This window comes from Bacillus sp. TCT6 (genome assembly GCF_056033845.1).
On sequence record NZ_JBVYHX010000001.1, the window covers coordinates 3,255,540 to 3,274,787 of the forward strand.

Annotated in this window: 23 protein-coding genes; 9 read left to right on the top strand and 14 right to left on the bottom strand. The window is 35.6% G+C overall.

What is annotated here, in order from left to right; translation table 11 throughout:
* The first annotated feature begins 49 nt into the window (after window positions 1–49).
* Window positions 50–646, top strand: coding sequence for a glycerol-3-phosphate 1-O-acyltransferase PlsY (gene plsY / locus AC0ONG_RS16435; RefSeq protein WP_000258974.1), 597 nt, complete (start codon window positions 50–52; stop codon window positions 644–646).
* A gap of 108 nt (window positions 647–754) precedes the next feature.
* Window positions 755–1,045 (top strand): HesB/YadR/YfhF family protein, encoded by a 291-nt coding sequence (locus tag AC0ONG_RS16440; protein WP_001054452.1) that lies wholly within the window; start codon window positions 755–757, stop codon window positions 1,043–1,045.
* 26 nt (window positions 1,046–1,071) lie between these two features.
* On the opposite strand, the gene AC0ONG_RS16445 is transcribed toward AC0ONG_RS16440, so the two are convergent.
* Window positions 1,072–1,491, bottom strand: a complete 420-nt coding sequence (locus tag AC0ONG_RS16445; protein WP_000495808.1) for an acyl-CoA thioesterase — start codon at window positions 1,489–1,491, stop codon at window positions 1,072–1,074.
* 109 nt (window positions 1,492–1,600) lie between these two features.
* On the opposite strand from AC0ONG_RS16445, the gene AC0ONG_RS16450 reads away from it, so the two are divergent.
* Window positions 1,601–2,893 (top strand): glycoside hydrolase family 18 protein, encoded by a 1,293-nt coding sequence (locus AC0ONG_RS16450; RefSeq protein ID WP_000614855.1) that lies wholly within the window; start codon window positions 1,601–1,603, stop codon window positions 2,891–2,893.
* Window positions 2,894–2,979: 86 nt separating this feature from the next.
* Here the strand turns inward: AC0ONG_RS16450 and sspN are convergent, their stop codons facing one another.
* The 4 genes from sspN to AC0ONG_RS16470 all read right to left on the bottom strand — a co-directional run bounded on the left by sspN (window position 2,980) and on the right by AC0ONG_RS16470 (window position 5,079).
* The gene (sspN, locus tag AC0ONG_RS16455; RefSeq protein WP_000527987.1) at window positions 2,980–3,114 is read right to left on the bottom strand and encodes an acid-soluble spore protein SspN; all 135 of its coding nucleotides are present in this window, start codon (window positions 3,112–3,114) and stop codon (window positions 2,980–2,982) included.
* A gap of 43 nt (window positions 3,115–3,157) precedes the next feature.
* The gene (locus tag AC0ONG_RS16460; protein ID WP_001254699.1) at window positions 3,158–3,301 is read right to left on the bottom strand and encodes an FbpB family small basic protein; all 144 of its coding nucleotides are present in this window, start codon (window positions 3,299–3,301) and stop codon (window positions 3,158–3,160) included.
* 139 nt (window positions 3,302–3,440) lie between these two features.
* The gene (locus AC0ONG_RS16465) at window positions 3,441–4,388 is read right to left on the bottom strand and encodes a 3'-5' exonuclease (protein ID WP_000528760.1); all 948 of its coding nucleotides are present in this window, start codon (window positions 4,386–4,388) and stop codon (window positions 3,441–3,443) included.
* A gap of 115 nt (window positions 4,389–4,503) precedes the next feature.
* Window positions 4,504–5,079 (bottom strand): redoxin domain-containing protein, encoded by a 576-nt coding sequence (locus tag AC0ONG_RS16470; protein ID WP_000269061.1) that lies wholly within the window; start codon window positions 5,077–5,079, stop codon window positions 4,504–4,506.
* Window positions 5,080–5,331: 252 nt separating this feature from the next.
* Between AC0ONG_RS16470 and AC0ONG_RS16475 the strand changes: the two genes are divergently transcribed.
* Window positions 5,332–5,589, top strand: coding sequence for a hypothetical protein (locus AC0ONG_RS16475; protein ID WP_001083890.1), 258 nt, complete (start codon window positions 5,332–5,334; stop codon window positions 5,587–5,589).
* A 32-nt stretch (window positions 5,590–5,621) separates the two neighbouring features.
* On the opposite strand, the gene AC0ONG_RS16480 is transcribed toward AC0ONG_RS16475, so the two are convergent.
* Together AC0ONG_RS16480 and acnA are read right to left on the bottom strand one after the other, a co-directional pair.
* The gene (locus tag AC0ONG_RS16480) at window positions 5,622–7,262 is read right to left on the bottom strand and encodes an ABC transporter ATP-binding protein (RefSeq protein ID WP_000666385.1); all 1,641 of its coding nucleotides are present in this window, start codon (window positions 7,260–7,262) and stop codon (window positions 5,622–5,624) included.
* A 117-nt stretch (window positions 7,263–7,379) separates the two neighbouring features.
* Window positions 7,380–10,103, bottom strand: coding sequence for an aconitate hydratase AcnA (acnA, locus tag AC0ONG_RS16485; protein ID WP_000238553.1), 2,724 nt, complete (start codon window positions 10,101–10,103; stop codon window positions 7,380–7,382).
* A gap of 291 nt (window positions 10,104–10,394) precedes the next feature.
* Between acnA and sspO the strand changes: the two genes are divergently transcribed.
* Window positions 10,395–10,544 (top strand): small acid-soluble spore protein O, encoded by a 150-nt coding sequence (gene sspO / locus AC0ONG_RS16490; RefSeq protein ID WP_000518060.1) that lies wholly within the window; start codon window positions 10,395–10,397, stop codon window positions 10,542–10,544.
* Window positions 10,545–10,599: 55 nt separating this feature from the next.
* Here sspO and pdaB read toward each other — a convergent pair whose 3' ends face one another.
* Together pdaB and AC0ONG_RS16500 are read right to left on the bottom strand one after the other, a co-directional pair.
* The gene (pdaB, locus tag AC0ONG_RS16495) at window positions 10,600–11,325 is read right to left on the bottom strand and encodes a polysaccharide deacetylase family sporulation protein PdaB (protein ID WP_000917688.1); all 726 of its coding nucleotides are present in this window, start codon (window positions 11,323–11,325) and stop codon (window positions 10,600–10,602) included.
* Between the two features lie 46 nt (window positions 11,326–11,371).
* Window positions 11,372–11,635, bottom strand: a complete 264-nt coding sequence (locus AC0ONG_RS16500) for a hypothetical protein (protein ID WP_001146295.1) — start codon at window positions 11,633–11,635, stop codon at window positions 11,372–11,374.
* A 121-nt stretch (window positions 11,636–11,756) separates the two neighbouring features.
* Between AC0ONG_RS16500 and AC0ONG_RS16505 the strand changes: the two genes are divergently transcribed.
* On the top strand, window positions 11,757–11,879 hold the full coding sequence (locus tag AC0ONG_RS16505; RefSeq protein ID WP_000042142.1) for a small acid-soluble spore protein P: 123 nt from the start codon (window positions 11,757–11,759) through the stop codon (window positions 11,877–11,879).
* Between the two features lie 124 nt (window positions 11,880–12,003).
* Window positions 12,004–12,384 carry an Hsp20/alpha crystallin family protein gene (locus AC0ONG_RS16510; RefSeq protein ID WP_000516758.1) on the top strand — a complete coding sequence of 127 codons (381 nt, stop codon included), beginning with the start codon at window positions 12,004–12,006 and terminating at the stop codon, window positions 12,382–12,384.
* 48 nt (window positions 12,385–12,432) lie between these two features.
* Here AC0ONG_RS16510 and AC0ONG_RS16515 read toward each other — a convergent pair whose 3' ends face one another.
* Together AC0ONG_RS16515 and AC0ONG_RS16520 are read right to left on the bottom strand one after the other, a co-directional pair.
* Window positions 12,433–13,671, bottom strand: a complete 1,239-nt coding sequence (locus AC0ONG_RS16515) for an MDR family MFS transporter (protein WP_002082353.1) — start codon at window positions 13,669–13,671, stop codon at window positions 12,433–12,435.
* A gap of 69 nt (window positions 13,672–13,740) precedes the next feature.
* Entirely contained in the window at window positions 13,741–14,148 is a 408-nt protein-coding gene (locus tag AC0ONG_RS16520) for a hypothetical protein (protein ID WP_000965142.1), read from the bottom strand.
* 134 nt (window positions 14,149–14,282) lie between these two features.
* On the opposite strand from AC0ONG_RS16520, the gene AC0ONG_RS16525 reads away from it, so the two are divergent.
* The gene (locus AC0ONG_RS16525; RefSeq protein WP_016077382.1) at window positions 14,283–15,485 is read left to right on the top strand and encodes an alanyl-tRNA editing protein; all 1,203 of its coding nucleotides are present in this window, start codon (window positions 14,283–14,285) and stop codon (window positions 15,483–15,485) included.
* Between the two features lie 44 nt (window positions 15,486–15,529).
* Here the strand turns inward: AC0ONG_RS16525 and AC0ONG_RS16530 are convergent, their stop codons facing one another.
* On the bottom strand, window positions 15,530–15,973 hold the full coding sequence (locus tag AC0ONG_RS16530) for an NUDIX hydrolase (RefSeq protein ID WP_000446732.1): 444 nt from the start codon (window positions 15,971–15,973) through the stop codon (window positions 15,530–15,532).
* Window positions 15,974–16,077: 104 nt separating this feature from the next.
* On the opposite strand from AC0ONG_RS16530, the gene AC0ONG_RS16535 reads away from it, so the two are divergent.
* Window positions 16,078–16,659, top strand: a complete 582-nt coding sequence (locus AC0ONG_RS16535) for a DUF6434 domain-containing protein (protein WP_001247734.1) — start codon at window positions 16,078–16,080, stop codon at window positions 16,657–16,659.
* 7 nt (window positions 16,660–16,666) lie between these two features.
* On the opposite strand, the gene AC0ONG_RS16540 is transcribed toward AC0ONG_RS16535, so the two are convergent.
* Entirely contained in the window at window positions 16,667–17,758 is a 1,092-nt protein-coding gene (locus AC0ONG_RS16540; RefSeq protein ID WP_016077381.1) for an acetyl-CoA C-acyltransferase, read from the bottom strand.
* Complete coding sequence (locus AC0ONG_RS16545) at window positions 17,751–19,214, bottom strand: acyl-CoA synthetase (protein ID WP_001018651.1); 1,464 nt, start codon at window positions 19,212–19,214, stop codon at window positions 17,751–17,753. The genes AC0ONG_RS16540 and AC0ONG_RS16545 overlap by 8 nt, the downstream gene beginning before the upstream one ends.
* Window positions 19,215–19,248 lie beyond the last annotated feature (34 nt).

A 19,248-nucleotide genomic window follows, 5' to 3' on the forward strand; every position in this document is an offset into this window, starting at 1 on the left:
AACTCTTTTTACCCTTTATCAACACATTTGAATAAAGGAGACTGAACTTATGGTTACTACATATCTTTTATTTATCGTTGCCTACTTGCTTGGCTCGATTCCATTTGCACTAGTTGTTGGAAAAATTGGCTACGGAATCGATATTCGTGAGCACGGGAGCGGTAATCTAGGCGGAACAAACACATTCCGTACATTAGGGAAAAAAGCAGGTTTTACCGTTACAATTGCTGACATTTTAAAAGGGACATTAGCAACAAGTCTACCAATGATTTTCGGATTAGATATTCACCCACTATGGTTCGGGTTAGCGGCTGTTCTTGGACATGTCTACCCGATTTTCGCGAAATTCCGTGGTGGTAAAGCAGTTGCAACTTCTGCTGGGGTGCTATTATGCTATTCACCAGTTGTTTTTGCAATATTGGCTGTTGTATTTTTCACCCTTTTATTTACAACAAGATACGTATCACTTTCTTCTATGGTAACAGCAGTTGTTGCTGTTATTGCATCCATTGTTAGCGGGGATAAAATCTTCATTATTGCGATGTGTTTATTAGCAGGTATGGTTATTTATAAACACCGTGCAAATATCGGACGAATTATAAATAAAACTGAACCAAAAGCAAACTTTTCAAAAAAGCAAAAATAAGATCGTAACCCACATAACGCAAAAAGAAAACGTGAAGCATATTAATAGCGTCTTTTTGCGTTATTTTTTATACTAAAGAAAAAGCAACATAACTTGGAGGAACTATACATGAATCTTTCCGTAACAAAAGAAGCAGCACAATGGTATAAAAATGAATTAAACTTACAATCAAATGAAACACTACGCTTTTTCGTACAATACGGTGGTTGCAGTACTGTGCAAAAAGGACTTTCTTTAGGTATTCGTAAAGATGATCCTGCACACCCTGCTGTTCAAATTCAAGAAGAAGGTATTAACTTCTTTATTGAAGGCGATGATGAATGGTTCTTCGATGGACATAATTTATCTGTTACACTTCATGAAGGTGACGACTTCCCACAATTTAATTATGAAAAATAAAAAAGCGCGGCTTCTGCCACGCTTTTTTATTTTTTCTTAATTTCCTCATATTTCGCATACCACTCAGGATATAACTTTTTAAATGATACAGGGCGGAACCCTTCTTTTTTCGCACAAATATTCGTCGTACTTGCAGTAATACAAAGATCACCATCACCATTATATATTTCATATCCATATACAACGCGAAGCGGGCTCACAGTATCGACCCATGTTTTTACGATTGCCTTTTCTCCATAACGCATCGCTTTACGATATGAAATTTGTAAATCTAACACAGGAGAAATAATTCCTTCTTTCTCCATTTCAACATATGAAAAACCTAAATCTTGTATAAGTTTCGTGCGACCTAACTCAAGCCACACTAAGTAGTTTGAATGGTAAACAACACCCATTTGATCTGTTTCCGCATAACGGATTTCAACTTCATGTTCTGCTACAAACATATGTATTCGCCTTCTTTCACTTCTGCTACCTTGCATACATTTAATCATAATACAGTAACATCAAAAATAAAATAAAAACAGTGAATCTTTTACTGAAAGGAGCCAGCATATGATTCAAATTGTAACTGTTCGTAGTGGTGATAGCGTATATAGCTTGGCATCAAAATATGGATCAACACCTGACGAAATAGTAAAAGACAATGGACTAAATCCAGCTGAAACGCTCGTTGTTGGTCAGGCACTTATCGTTAATACGAAAGGAAATAATTATTATGTACAGCCTGGTGACAGCCTATATCGAATTTCTCAAACATATAATGTCCCCCTCGCTAGTTTAGCTAAAGTTAATAATTTATCTTTAAAATCTATTCTCCATGTCGGACAACAATTGTATGTACCAAAAGGCACAAAACGAGCTGTAGAATCCATCGCTTATTTACAACCTTCAACTATACCGATTAAAGAGAGTTTAGTTAATGCGACACGCGCCATCAATCCATTTTTAACATACTTAGCCTATTTTAGTTTTGAGGCAAAAAGAGATGGCACATTAAAAGAACCTACTGAAACAGCTAAAATTGCTAATATTGCAACGCAAGGTAAAACAATCCCTATGCTCGTTATTACAAATATTGAAAATGGTAATTTCAGTGCCGATCTAACATCAGTTATTTTACGCGACGCAACGATTCAAAACAAATTTATTACTAACATTTTGCAAACAGCTGAAAAATATGGCATGCGAGACATTCATTTCGATTTCGAAAGTGTAGCACCTGAAGACCGCGAGGCGTATAATCGCTTTTTACGAAATGTAAAAACACGCTTACCTAGTGGGTACACATTGAGCACAACTCTCGTACCGAAAACAAGTTCCAATCAAAAGGGCAAATTTTTCGAAGCTCATGATTATAAAGCGCAAGGGCAAATTGTTGATTTCGTCGTCATTATGACATATGACTGGGGATGGCAGGGCGGGCCACCGATGGCGATTTCTCCTATCGGTCCAGTGAAAGAAGTACTTCAATATGCAAAATCTCAAATGCCTCCACAAAAAATTATGATGGGGCAAAATTTATACGGGTTTGATTGGAAACTTCCATTTAAACAAGGAAATCCACCTGCAAAAGCAATTAGCTCCGTCGCAGCTGTTGCACTAGCTCGTAAATATAATGTTCCTATTCGTTATGATTTCACAGCCCAAGCTCCTCATTTTAATTATTTTGATGAAAACGGCGTGCAACACGAAGTTTGGTTTGAAGATTCACGGTCTGTTCAAAGTAAATTCAATTTAATGAAAGAACAAGGTATAGGTGGTATTAGTTACTGGAAAATCGGTTTACCATTCCCGCAAAATTGGCGTTTACTCGTTGAAAATTTCACGATTACGAAAAAGGGCTGACAAAAGTCAGCCCTTTTTTTCATATTACTGCTAAAAACTCATCTTTCATTTCCTCACAAAAAAGAAGAATGATAACATTCTCCTTTTTAACCGTTATCAACAATCGGTTGTTTACCTGTTTGATCTTGCATTTGCTTTCCTTTATTTCCACCAGCTTTTTTCGATTGTGTTCCAATATGATTTGGTGCAAAGTCTTTTGAATTTTTTTTCGGATTACCCATTACTATCGCCTCCTTAACACTAGTATCGTACTAGTGTTAAGAATTATTCAGCTTGCTTAAAAAGTTTCATTTCATAACGTTTTTCGATGCGCTCTTCAATGCGATCAATTGCATCACGATCGCTTAATAATTGTTGTTTATTTTCATTTACAAGTTCTTCAAACGATTTACGGCGACTTCTTCTCATGTTGTTCACCCTCTCTCCTTCGCTTTCTTATTACATAGTATGAGCAAACGAAAAACTCTTTAATCAGATTTGTAAGAAAATTTTATGTTTTAGTACTCCTAAAAAAACTCCGTGTACAATATATTGCACACGGAGTTTTTCATACCATAATATTTAAATACTCTTTCAACTTTTCATCTGCATTCATTTCATTTTCTTTATAATCATGAAGCGCCTGTAACACAAAATCATACTGTTCTAAAATATAACTTTCTAATTTCATAACATCCTCTAAGCTATTAAGCATAATTCTCGTATTACCAACTTCACTTTTTAACGCTGGTTCACATTTTAAGCTTGTACATATTTCTTTCACATCATCTTCTAATATTTCTGTTAATACATATTTCTTTCGCCCTTTTACCTTTACTCTCATAACTGGATAAAAAGCTTTTATATCTAAATAACTTCCTACATTCATACAACGTAGCCATTCTACATTACGTTTATTACATACAAGCATTTCTTTCACCGCTTCGTATACCGCAGTTTCATCAAGCACAGCCTTATTTACTTTTCGGTTCCCTTCTTCTTCAATAGCTGCACACTTTTGATAAACAGCGGCACACGTAATACAATCGTCAAATGCATTATGAGAACTTAAACGAATGCCAAGCATTCGCTTTAACGTTTCAAGTTTATGATTAGGCGCATGCTTCATGTATTTCTTCGCTAAAAATACAGTATCAATTACTTTATTTTTAGGTTCAGGTAGCCCTAGCATATTTACATTACTTTTCAAAAAGCGCATATCAAAAGAAGCATTATGGGCCACAATAACATTTGTATGTAAAAATGCTAAAAATAAAGGTAACACTTCTTCAATCGTCGGTGCATCTGAAACGCGATAATTAGTAATACCTGTTAAACTCGTTATTCGGTCCGGAATTGGCCGCTCTGGATTCACGTATGAAACAAATTGATCTACTAATTCATGATTACGATATTTCACTGCTGCAACTTGAATAATTTTATCATTATAAGGGTTAAATCCTGTTGTTTCAAAATCAATTACAACATAATCTAACGGTAAGGATACATTCCCCACTCCATACACTCCTTTATCTCTAAACGTTTATATTTCTTACATCATATCATGAAGTTATTACTACTTGAAAAAGAAAAGGCAGAAATGGGAACTCTCCACCTCTACCTTTTCACCATTATTTTAATTTAGCAACTCTTTTCTCCATCTCTTTTTGCGTCATCGGCCCAATAAACTTATCTTGAATGACACCTTTTGTATCTATAAAATACGAAGTTGGAATCGTAATTACTTTATACGCTGTTGTCACATCAATGTTCTTGTCCAATAAAATAGGAAAAGTAATTCCTTTTTCTTTAACAAAATTGCTTACCTTTTCTACTCCCCCACCTTTTTCTGAAGGCGTATAATTTATTGCTAAAATTTCTACGTTCTCTTTATGTTCTTTATAGAAAGCTTCCATATCCGGCATTTCTTGCTGACATGGTCCACACCACGTTGCCCAAAAGTTTAAAATCACTTTCTTTCCTTTTAAATCCGATAACTTTACATTCGTTCCATCTAACTTCGTTAATTCAAAGTTTGGCGCACTCTTCCCTATTTCGATACCATTACTTGCAATCATCTCTTTCATAGCAGCTTCACTTTTTTCTTGCTCCCCTTGTACCGCCTGATCTTTTTTACCAAATTGTTCATAAGCTGCATATCCCGCTAAACAAAGTAACACTACAATAATCGTAAGCTTCCGCCACATTTTATATCACCCTAACGTATTTATCTTCTTATTAACCTAATTACCCAAATACTATATACCTTATTTTAGCTTATACGGACGAGCTTGGAAATATTCACAGTCGAAATAATTAGAATATTCTTATTTGAAGTGAAATTTTTTCCTTTTTATCATATAATTAGAAAAATAAATGAAGTGTTGCTTATCTTCTTATGGACCCATTCACCTTTTTACTCTCGTAGTTATAAACCTACAACAAAAGGGGGATTTTTTATGAATTCATTCGAAAAAACAACATTATATATTCTTAGTTTTCTTTTATACCCAGTCGGTATTATTACATGGATCATTTCACTCTTTAGTAAAGACCTTAAAAAAAAGAAAGTAGGGCGTATTTGTCTCTACGTCTCTCTAGTCTCATTCGTCCTTTTCTTAATTCTTGGAATTGCCACTTTCCTTACGACCGCTACCTTTAACGTTGATCTGAATCATTCAGAATCTATCGAGTATCAAATAAATGATGCTGAATAAAGATAAGAGCAGTACTCTTATCTTTATTCACATCACTTGCAAAACGAATGACTATTTATTAATTTTTTAGGACTTCCACATGCAACAATACGTCCTTCTTTCATTATGACAACACGATCTGCTAGTATCGCTTTCTCTACATCATGTGTTGCCACAATTCTCGTTACCTCTCTTCCTAATCCTTCTATCATATTCCAAATAGTTTCTTGGTTGCTCGGATCTAATCCCGCAGTTGGTTCATCTAAAATAATAAGATTCGGATTTGAAACAATGGCACGTAATAATGCAAGACGTTTTCTTTCCCCCCCCGAAAACTCTTCACCGCTTTTATGTAGTACAGTTTGACTCCCTTCAGGTAACCCTCTAATAATCGGCGTTGCATTTATAAGTTCACTATTTTTTTCTAACTGATTTTCTAAACCCTCTTCCCCGAAATACATATTCTCTGTTACCGTCGTTCGGAAAAAACGTGGTTCTTGCCACACTGTAGTCATTCGAGCCTTTTGACCATAATAAACAACACTACCGTTAGATGGTTTATACAAACCTGTCATTAATTTTAAAAGCGTTGTTTTTCCTGCACCACTTTCTCCGACAATGATAACGAGTTCACCTGGATTAATTTGCAAATCAATATTATGAATTCTGCATTTCTCTTCATCATTCTCCTGAAATGAAACATTTGTTACTGTCATCCCCATCGCTCTTTCTACCTTACTATCTGCCACTCGTTTATCTAAAAAGGAAAAAATTCTATTTGCCGAAGCGACTGCAACTTGTGTCATCATTAATAAATCGCCAACGTAACGGACTGGAAAAAAGAGCATTTCAATTGTGGCTAACACGGCAACAATTGAGCCAACTTCCATTTCTCCCTTCATTATTTTTTGCGCGCCTATAATGAGAACAACGATATATGCCCCTGTTTCAATCACTGTTCCAACTACTCCAATGCAGTGTTGCATCATCGTCTTCTTTACTTCCGATTTATAAGATTGTGCCGTTACTCCTTTAAATAAGCGAATAGCCCATTTTTCTTTTTGTAAACTACGTAAATCTTGTATACCCTTTACAAACTGTGACACCATCTCTACAACACTCGATTGATTTTTTTGAGCAACGCTTGCAATATCTCTTACCTTTTTTCCCATCAGTATTGGAACAATTGTACTTAAAAATAAAAACGGAGTTACCCACAATATAAACTGTATATCTATATGTTGTAGTGCTATGAAAGCTCCAATAAATTGGGCAATAGCGTGTATATACTCTATTAATATAAAGCCATATAATCTGATCCAGTTCGGAATATCAGATACGACCCAAGTTTCTAACTCCCCTTGCTTGATCTTCTCACTCTCTTCAAACGGTAATGAGAAATAGTGACGCAATAATTCTATACGTTTCGTTTGTAATATACGTTGACTCGCTTTTGAACTTATATAATCAAATAGAAGATTGTTCGTCCACATCAAAAAGCGACTACCCGCAAACAAAGCTATATATAAATAGGCACTTCTTAACTCCCTTTGAATAAGATTGTCTACAATTACCCCCATGAAGATTGGACGCGATAAGTTTAAAATAGCAGCTATAATTCCACTACAAATGGCTGCTATAACTAATATTTTCTCCTGTCGTAATGGTAACAATATTCTTTTATATTCTTTCATGACGTTTCCCCCATTTTTTATATTAAAAAGAAAGGGATGAAACCATATGGTTTCATCCCTTTCCATAAAATAAGGAAGCTAACTATTGTTAGCTTCCTTATTGTTCATTTCAATTATTTAGTTCGACACTTTTGACTCTTCGATTTTCTCACGAAGAACCATTTGCAGAATACCACCGTGACGGTAGTAGTCAATTTCTACTTCACTATCGAAACGAGCTACTACTTCAAATTGTTTTTCGTTGCCATCTAAATCAGTTGCAACTACTTTTACAAGATCGCGTGGTCTAACTGATTTGTCGATTTGAATTTCAAATGACTCGTTACCAACAAGGCCTAATGTTTCAGCACTTTCGCCCTCTTTAAATTGAAGTGGTAATACACCCATTAATACTAAGTTACTGCGGTGAATACGTTCGAAGCTTTCTGCGATTACTGCTTTAATACCTAATAAGTTAGTACCTTTCGCAGCCCAGTCACGAGAACTTCCCATACCGTAATCTTTACCAGCAACAACTAGAAGACCTGTTCCATCTTCTTTATATTTCATAGCAGCATCATAGATAGATGTTACTTCACCAGTTGGCCAATATGTTGTATATCCGCCTTCTGTTCCTGGTGCGATTTGGTTTTTAATACGGATGTTTGCAAATGTACCACGCATCATAACTTCATGGTTACCACGACGAGAACCGTAAGAGTTAAAGTCAACTGGTTGTACGCCGTTTTCTAATAAGTAGCGTCCAGCTGGTGTGTGCTTACCAATTGAACCTGCTGGTGAAATATGGTCTGTTGTTACAGAATCACCAAATTTACCAACTATGCGTAAACCTGATAACGTTTCAACTTCACCTGGCTCTTTAGATAAACCTTCAAAGAATGGTGGGTTTTGAATGTATGTTGAATCATTATCCCAAGTATATAAAGCTTCGTTTGAAGTTTGGATTTCATTCCAACGCTCATTGCTGTTAAATACTTGTGCATATTCTTTCTTGAACAATTCAGATGTAACAACGCTTTGAACTACATCTTCAATTTCTTTAGCTGATGGCCAAATATCATTGAAGTAAACAGCATTGCCATTTGCATCTTTACCGATTTCATCATTTTTCAGGTCAATATCAACAGTACCTGCAAGTGCATATGCCACAACAAGTGGTGGTGATGCTAAGTAGTTTGCTTTTACAAGAGGATGAATACGACCTTCAAAGTTACGGTTACCAGATAAAACAGATGTTACTAGTAAGTCGTTTGCTGCGATTGATTCTTCTAATTCTGGCGCTAATGGACCAGAGTTACCGATACAAGTCGTACAACCGTAACCAACTGTTTGGAAACCTAATTGATCTAAATATGTTGTTAAACCGGATTTATCTAAGTACTCAGTAACAACTTTAGATCCTGGTGCTAATGATGTTTTTACGTACTCAGGTACTACAAGTCCTTTTTCAATTGCTTTCTTCGCAACTAGACCTGCTCCAATTAATACGTATGGGTTTGATGTATTTGTACAGCTTGTAATTGCAGCGATTGCAATTGCACCTGTTTTCATCGTTACTTCTTTATCTTCTAATGTAACCTTCACTTCTTTATCGAACTCTTGCTCATTAAATCCAAGTCCTTGTGTTCCAACTGGTGCTAAAACAGCTTTGTGGAACGCATCTTTCATATCTGAAAGTGGAATTAAATCTTGTGGGCGTTTCGGTCCAGAAAGGTTAGATTCGATTGTATTTAAATCAATTTCAACAAGATCAGTGTAGATTGGATCTTTACTATCTGCTGTATAGAATAAACCGTTCGCTTTACAGTATTCTTCAACAATACGAATTTGCTCTTCATCTCTACCTGTTAAACGTAAGTATTCTAATGAAATATCATCGATTGGGAAGAATCCACAAGTTGCGCCGTATTCTGGTGCCATATTTGAAATTGTTGCACGGTCAGCTAAAGGCATACTCTTTAGTCCATTACCGAAGAACTCAACAAATTTACCAACTACACCTTTTTGACGTAATACTTGTGTTACTTTTAATGCAACGTCTGTTGCCGTAGTACCACTTGGAAGTGTGCCAGTTAATTTCACACCGATTACTTCAGGTACTGGGAAGTATGAAGGCTGTCCAAGCATTCCTGCTTCTGCTTCAATACCACCAACGCCCCATCCAAGAACGCCGATACCGTTAATCATTGTTGTATGTGAGTCTGTTCCAACTAATGAATCCGGGTATGCAACTAAGTCACCTTCAGCATTTTTCACAGCATGAACAACTGGTGCTAAATATTCAAGGTTTACTTGGTGTACAATGCCTGTAGCTGGTGGAACTGCACGGTAGTTATCAAATGATTTTTGTGCCCAGCTTAAAAATTTATAACGTTCTTCATTACGTTTAAACTCTAAGTCCATGTTGAATGCAAGCGCGTCTGCCGTACCCGCTCTATCAACCTGTACAGAGTGGTCAATTACAAGGTCTACAGTAATTTCAGGATTAATTTTGTCAGGATCCCCACCCATGTCTGCCATTGCTTTACGAAGCGAAGCCAAATCAACAACAGCTGGAACACCAGTGAAATCTTGTAAAATTACACGAGATGGTTTAAATGGAACATCGATATCTTGCACATCTTTCGTTCCCCATTTCGCTAAATTTGTAACATGCTCTTCTGTGATTACACGTCCGTCTACTTGACGAAGTACTGATTCAAGTAAAACTTTCACGGAATATGGTAATTGAGATACGTTGCCAACCCCTGCATTTTCAAGCGCTTTCAAATCATAATAATGATACGTTTTTCCATCTACTTCAAAAGTTGCACGTGATTGAAATGGATTATGTTTGACCATTATGTTTCCCCCCTGTTAAACGTGACTAAGTTGTCTGAATATAAAATGTAGACAAACTTTTCAATACCTTACGATAATATCTTATTACAACTTTCTAAATAAGTAAATAATAAGAAACTTATAGATTATCATAAGTTTTCTTTATGTTTCTAAATTTGAATAGCTTTCATGCTCCTTATGAATACTATTATCATAAAGTAAAGTGCTCTATCAGCGATTTACTTACAGTTCATACATACTATGAACTGCTCATCATTCAACATACAAAAAATGTTATAGAGGTGAAATAAAATGGGTAAAAGAAAAGCAAATCATACTATTTCAGGAATGAATGTTGCATCTGCACAAGGACAAGGAACTGGTTACAATGAAGAATTTGCAAACGAGCCTTTAACTCCAGCAGAGCGACAAAATAATAAGAAACGTAAAAAGAACCAGTAAAGAAAAATCCCAAAAGGTCTATTTTCCTTTTGGGATTTTTTCTTTGGGATTTTTTCTAATGTTTATAACGTAGTAATTCCGAAACCGTTACAAATCGATAGCCCTGCTTTTTCAACTCAGGTAAAATTTTTGCTAGCGCTGCTACCGTTTGACTACGATCATTTCCTCCATCATGTAACAATACAATATCGCCACTTTTAGCATTTTTCACTACATGATTTACAATGGATTCAACCCCTGGATCTGCCCAATCACGTGGATCTTGATGCCATGACCATAGAACAGTTTGATAGCCAGCCTCTTTCGCTGTTTTAAATACAGCATCGTTAATATATCCGCCAGGAGGACGGAATAGCAAAGGTTCTTTCACCCATTTTTCAAAAAATTTCTTTCCATCTAAAATATCATTTTCTAATTTTTCATCTGACGAATTACTTGCGTACAAATGATTCATCGTATGATTTCCAATTTCATGTCCCTCTTTTAACACTTGCTTCACTAAATATGGATTGCGCTGAACTCGAAATCCAATCATAAAAAATGTCGCTTCAGCCTTATATTGACGTAACAAATCTAAAACTTGCGGTGTATATGTTGGATCTGGCCCATCATCAAATGTAATTGCAATAATTTTTTCATTATTAGGTACTTCCCATGTTACATAACCAGTTGGTTCTAACTCTTTTCTGAGCAACATTTTCGCTTCCACTTTTTCCACTTGAAATATATGTACTGCGCATAATAAAGAAAAAACTATTAAAAGAATTTTCTGTTTTAACATAACGTTCACTAAAGCAGCAAGGTTGTCGAATAGACAACAACCTCATTTACTTTTCTAATTGATCTACATTTCGCATTATATTTTGGAGATTATTTTCATATTGCTCAAGTTGTGGACGTTGTGTTTCTGAAGCTACCTCTAGTGCATTTTGAATTTGTTCATATGCTTCCTGAACCTCTTGGCGTAACTCTTTTAAATCATGACCATAGTTAGGGTCATTCTTCACAATATTATTAAATGCATTTTCTGCTTGTGTAACTCCTTGCTGTGCCGCTTGAAAGGCTTGTTGCTTATCTTTATGATATGGCATTATATAATCCCCTTTCTATAATAGTTAGTCCCCTTTATCTTTACCTTTTTTTCTAAAAACATTCTTGTATAAAATCGTCAACTTCTCTCATTCTAAAAAGAAAGAGGAGGTGTCACATATAATGAGTAAAAACAATCGTGAATCTAAAGAAAAAAAAGGACAACCTGAGCCATTAAGCGGATCTCATAAAGTAAAAAACCGTAACCATTCACGCCAAAAAAAACATGCACATCATGATATGTAATAAAAAATATTCACATACCGTGCACATTCAACATAAAATGTTTGTATTTCATCATTTATTCTTCACCTCTGTTTCATTCATGCATAACATGATATGAATTGATATTTTACGGAGGGTGTCTTACATGGGCAAGAAAAAGAAGAATTGTCTTTTTCATGTTGATGGTTTCGAAGAATGGATGGATCAATTTTGTTCCGATTCTTATAGTAACTTTAGCTTTCCAAATCAAATTCACATCGACCTTTGCGAAACCGAAGAAGAATATATTTTGGAAACAGATGTACAAAATGTCACTGAACAAAATGTACTCATTAAAAAGTTAGAGACAGGCCTAGCTATATGCATACTTCATAAAAACATTTCCTTACAACGAACAATCCCTTTACCTACTACTATCATTTATAAAAAGATGCTAGCCTGCTTAGAAAACGGATTTTTAGCCATTCATATTTCCAAAAATGAAGTTGCTGATAAGCATGAAAAAAAAGTTCTTTTTTCAAATTAAGAGTTAATATAATATAAACTAAGCCCCAGTTGGTTACTGGGGCTTATGTTATTTCGCATGCATTTCTATATTAGAATTTGCATCATATCTTTTTTTCGATAAACCTTTTGTAACTAAAAGCACAGGAAATGCCACAGTTGAAAATATAGCTAGTGCTGAAAATACTACAAACCCATTTTGGTAGCCGTAGTAATCGAGAAGTACTCCTCCAAACCACGGACCTATTACTGCTCCAATTCCCGAAAAGCCCATCGCACCGAAGTATGTTCCTTTTAGATGCGCAATAGCAATATCATCAATAAATACATCCGTCATCGAAAACATTAAGACTTCTCCAATTGTAAAAATAATTGTACAAACGGCAGCACTTAGCATAGATTCTACTATTCCAAAGCCAAATAATCCTCCGCTTACAAATAAAGTCCCCACCATAATTGATGTTAACGGTGTATACTTTTTGCACATTTGAATAACAGGGTATTGGATAATCACTACAACAATCGCATTTAAAGCTAACATATATGAAAATAATTTCACTCCATCCTGAAATATATGTGCATTTGCAAAATATTGAGATACTGTTGTCGTTAAGTGAGAAAAACCACAATTACTCAAAATAATACCGACTAAAGCAACTAAAAATACGACATCCTTTCGCAAAATGCGAATTGCATTTAACATTGTGACAGGTTTTTCTGTATTTATTTTCTTTTTTTCAATTGGATACTTCTTAAATTGGAATGCTAATATAGCTGTATATAGAATGTACACTCCAGCTGCTACTAAAAAAGGAATTGTAGATTTTGCGCTTCCAATCTGTAATCCGACAAGAGGGCCAATCGCCACTCCAACATTGATTGCACCGTAACGCAAATTATATACGAGTAAACGATACTCTGGTTTCGTTAAATCTGATAATAATGCTCTTGATGTTGGCTCAAAAAACGACCTACATAATCCATTTAAAGCGTTTAATAAAAAGAAACTTAAAACATGATCCGCAAGTGAAAAACCTATAAACACAAAAATCCAAACGATCATGGACCAGAGCATAATCGTTTTCCGGCCAAATCGATCTGATAAATTCCCTCCGATAAAACTAGCAAAAACACCAACAAGTGCACTCGTTCCGATAATAGCACCTGTCATTCCAGCTGATACACCTTTAACAGTCGTTAAATAAATTGCTAAAAAAGGAATGCTCATTGACGTGGCGAACCTCGCAAATAAAGTCCCTATTATAATTGTCATTCCTAACGGATGAATATTTTGTAACTTCCCCTTCATCACTAAACCTACTCTCCCCGTTCTTACATAAAAAAAAGAAAGCAAAGGATCTGCTTTCTTTTCCTTTTTCTATACTTGAGCTGTTGATACCCGAGTTGTTCTCGTTATGTCCATATCAATTCCATATGTGAACTGTAATTCTTTACACACATCTTTAATTAAGATTGCGACATTATACTTTTCATTAAATTGTAAAACTATGTTTTCTACTTCTTCATATGTATACTTATATTCCCCTGTAATGACACTTTTTAAATCAAAGCATTCATTTATACAAAGTTGCACAAGCAGCTGATCATATTTCTCTATTACATCTTCTTTCTTCCACAGTACCTCTTTTACATATAACCGATCAAACTTCACACTTTCTCGATTACAATCCGTTAAAATCCGGGTCATTTCATTTAATTCTCGATACAATTCAGAAATATTTTTGCTTAAACTAAGCAGTTTATCTACGCCGTTTTCATATAACATATTCATTCCACCCCCGCATTTTCTTCTTATTATAGCAAGAAAATTCTAAAAATAGTTTCTTTCTTCTGAAATATTAGGAAACTAATTTCGATTGCTTTACAATGAAACTAGTGAACACGAAAGGGGAAAGAAAATTGGAGCAAAAATTATATTACACTGACGCTTATAAAAAAGACTTTACTACGAAAGTCATAAAGCAAGATTATGATAAAGACGGTAACTTATACGTTGTTTTAAATGAAACAGCATTTTATCCGACAGGTGGCGGGCAGCCCCATGATACTGGAACTTTAAATGGAATTGCTGTACTCGATGTTGAAGAAGTCAATGACGAAATCCGCCACTTCATTACCGAACAATTACATACAGAAGAAGTAGAAGGTAAAATTAATTGGGAGCGCCGTTTTGATCATATGCAGCAACATGCGGCTCAGCACATTTTATCTGCTGCTTTTTGGGACCATTTTAACATACCTACGATTGGATTCCATCTTGGTAAAGAAACGGTAACAATCGATTTAGAAACAGAAAATCTTCATGCAGAAACGGTTGAAGAAGCGGTACAAATTGCAAACAAAATTGTTTTCGAAAACCATCCAATCCGTACCCTGTGGATGAACTTAGAAGAAGCGAAAACATTACCCCTTCGTAAAGAACCGACTATGACAGAAAATATACGCGTTGTTATTATCGAAAACTTTGATTATAACGGCTGTGGCGGAACACACCCGAAACGTACAGGTGAAGTAGGTCCTATTCAAGTACTAGGATGGGAGCGTAATAAAGGCGGCATACGATTAACGTTTATAGCTGGCTGGCGCACACTAAAACTTATGGGGCAACAGCAACAAATTATAAAGGATGTTTCTAAACAATTAAACAGTAGCGAGATTGATATTCCAACAAAAGTAGCACAACTTCTTACTTCCCAAAAAGAAAACGAAAAAGCAATACAAACAATGAATGAAAAATTATTATATGCAGAGGCAAATGAACTACTGCAACAGCCTGCCGAAATACATGCTAGCATACTTATTTCTCAAGTATTTACAAATCGTTCTATGCAAGAAATCGCAAAACTTTCTGCTATTATTACAGAACAACAAGAGCATGCCATTACATATTTCGTTATTCAAAATGAGGACAAACTACAATGCATCCTCGCTTGCGGAAAATCAATCACTCTAGATATGAATGCTCTTTTAAAAGAGGCACTTCCTACAATTGATGGAAAAGGTGGCGGAAATAAAAAAAGTGCGCGCGGCGGCGGGAAAGCGGTTATGACCGGAGAAGAGTTTTTAAATCAACTTGTTTCTTCTTTACAGTCAGCAGTGTAAAACATGTTTATGAAGGATAGCTAACTGCTATCCTTCAACTATATTTACAGGCCTATATGTTGTTTCAACCCTTGATAACTCCCTGCATTTGCAAAACCGCCACTTATAAGAGTGATAAAAATTTCCGAAAAACCATACTGACTTAAATCTTTAATCGGTACCATTTGCACATCATGAATCGGATTATGATCAAACTCGTTAGAAGGTAGCGTAATTTCACCTTCAATCCTTTCAAGCAGAAACGTAATATGTAATAAAGATGGGCTAGCATCCGGTTTATCACAAACATACAGTAGCTTCTTAATTTTCACTTCTAACCCTGTTTCTTCTCTCATTTCTCGAATTATCGCTTCTTCTAACGTTTCACCATTCTCTACCCTTCCCCCAGGTAAAGACCAATTGCGATTAGCAACTTTTTGCTTTACTAGCAATACTTTTTCATCTTCAATTAAAATTCCCCTAACACTAACTTGCATTACACTTTCCATATGTAATCTCCTCTTCCCGTTATATTTACAAATTAATCCTTCCACAAAAAGAACGTATGTTTTATAATTAAAGAAAATTATGGAAGAAAGAAGCTGTTACATCTATGCGTCCACCTTTAACAAAGTCTATATCACTTGAAGATTTCCAAAACTTTTATTGGTTAAAAGCAGAACTCCAAACATTTTGTCGTGAGCATGGTTTGCCAGCTAGTGGCTCTAAGATTGAAATAACCGAGCGTATCTCACATTATTTACATACTGGTAAAATATTAAAAAACAGCTCTAGTCAAAAGGTGAGTAAAGCTTCCCTCTCTTATAAACAACTTTCTCTTCAAACGATTATTACTAACAATCACCGCTGCAGCGAAGATGTTCGTGCTTTTTTCAAAGAAAAAATCGGAGCAAACTTCCGCTTTACAGTAGCTCTTCAAAAGTTTTTTAAAGAGAATGTCGGAAAAACATATGAAGACGCGCTAACGTTTTGGTATGAAGAAAACGAACGAAAAAAAGATCCTACATACAAAACAACTATTAGCGCGCAGTTTGAATACAATCGTTTCACTCGTGACTTTTTCGAAGATCCAAATAATAAAGGGAAATCAAAAGCTGATGCTATCGCTGCTTGGAATGAAATAAAAGCAAAACCTGGTAGCAATGCTTATGTTCCTCAAAAAGTAGAAAACTAGTCCCTTTCTAGTTTTCTACTTTCTCAAATAATAGCGCAAGCCCTATTCCACCACCAATTCCTAACGTCGCAATTCCATATTTCATATGCTCTCTTTTCGCTTGATAAAACAAACGTGTCACAAGCATAGCTCCAGATGCACCGTACGGATGACCGAGCGCAATTGCACCACCATTTACATTTAATTTTTCAAAAGGAATTTGTAACTCCTTTGCACAAGCAACAACCTTTGAAGCAAATGCTTCATTTATTTCAAAATAATCAATGTCCTCTACTTTCATATTCATTTCGTTTAATAATTTGTTCACCGCAAATATCGGACCAGTCCCCGGAAGATTTGGATCCACTCCAACTACAGCACTGCGGACGAAACGAAGAACAGACTTGTATCCTAGTTTTCGGGCTTGCCCCTCTTCCATTACAAGAACAGCACATGCTCCATCATTTACACCGCACGAATTACCTGCCGTTACTGTACCATTTTTCAAAAATGCGGGCTTTGTTCTTTTAATCATTCTTTCATAATTCATTTCTCGTTTTATAGCTTCGTCAAAAGATCCATTAAACGAAAGTATTTCATCTTGTAAATATCCATTTTCTACTGCTTGCAGTGTCCGTTTATAACTAAGGCAAGCGTATTCGTCTTGCATTTCTCTCGTTACATTATAACGCTCTGCAACATATTCAGCTGCTACTCCCATATTAGGATCGCCAATTGTTTCTGGTGAAAATCGCGCTCTATTTTGAAAAGGTGATGTACTTGTACTCTCTACTCCTCCTGCAATATAACAATTACCTGCGCCGCCTTGAATGAAATGACATGCGGTGCGAATCGCTTCCAATCCGGCACCACATTGCCGATCAATCGTTACACCAGGAATATGATAACCAAGTCCTGCCGCTAAAGCAGATAATCTTGCAACATTCCCTCCCGGCCCCACAATATTCCCTAATATGACATCGTCTATTTCTCTCTCAATTCCTTTACTTAAAAACGTAAGAAGCGGCGTTACTAATTGCTGAACTTCATAATCTTTCAACATCCCATTCTTCTTACCAATAGGTGTCCTTTTCGCTTCTACAATAACCGCTCTATTCATATATTTTCTCCAGTTTTTCAATCATATTTTTTGATGCAATACGAGCGATTTTCCCGCTATTTGTATACGGTATTTCATCTACAAAATGCCATTCTTTCGGTATTTTAAACGAGGATAATCGTTGTAAGCAAAAACTTTTTAATTGTTGCTTCGTAGCACTTCCTTTTACGATGGCGACAGGTTTTTCACCCCAATAACTATCTTTCACACCAACTACAACTATTTCATCAACAGCTGGATGTTCATGTAATACACTTTCTATTTCTTCTGGGAAAATATTAATTCCTCCAAATAAAATCATATTCTTCTCTCTACCCACTATATATATAAAGCCTTCTTCATCTTCATAACCTACATCTCGCACTGTCATCCAGCCATCCGCAGTCAACTCTGGAACTAAAACCTTATCCAATATGTAGCCCATAAAAAACTGATCACTTTTCACATAAACAGTTCCTATCTCGCCTTTCTGTACTTCTTCTCCTGCTTCGTTACATATTCGAACTTGCACATTGTGACAAGGTTTTCCTACTGAATTTGGCCTTCTATCGCTCTCTTTATCAACAAGTGCTGTTACAAAACTTAGTTCCGATGCACCGTAAAATTCATATTTTTGCGCATAAGGAAATATACTCTTTATTTTTTCTTTCGCTTCAGCTTCCCATTTCGCTCCTGACGAAATAATTTTCATTTCATTTTCTATTACTCTATTTTCTTTATATAAAGAAAATAGCATTGTCGGAACTGTATACATGACCGAAACGTGTTCCGTTTCTAACTTATCCAGCACTTGATCTGGAATAAACTTTTTCATTATATGCACCGTTTGCCCTACATATAATGCACTTATTGCACCGTATAAAAAAAGAGAATGAACGAGTGTCCCAGCTATTAAAATAGAATCTTCTTTTTTCATATGGAAGTCATGTATATTGCAATCAAAACTATGAACCCACGATTGTTGTGCACGTAAAAATGCTTTGGCCTTTCCAGTCGATCCTGATGTAAATCCCATATAAAACGGAGTATTTTGTACACTTTCTACAGGATTATATGTAGGAAGATAGTTCTCTATCATTCTTTTCCACTCATCAATTTCAATTACTCTTCCTTCTTCAACCGGTAAATCCTTTACCTTATATCGCTCTGTCACAATCACATCCGGATTACTAATTGCAATTCTTTCTTTGAGCTCATCCTCTTTCCACTTTATATCTAACGGCACACAAACCCATCCAGCCATCGCAGCACCAGCAAATAGTTGTAAAAACTCCATACTATTTTCTAATACAATTGCTATCGTTTTATTCTGCGATTCTTTTTCATTCAACCAGTTTTCTACTTTACATACTGACTCAAACCACTCTTTATATGTTAATACTCGATCATTTTCCTTTATTGCTATTTTATTTGTTTGTACAGAGGCATACTTTTTATATTCTTTTGTAATCGCCATTTGAGACGTCCTTTCTTTACAAAATAATAAAAAG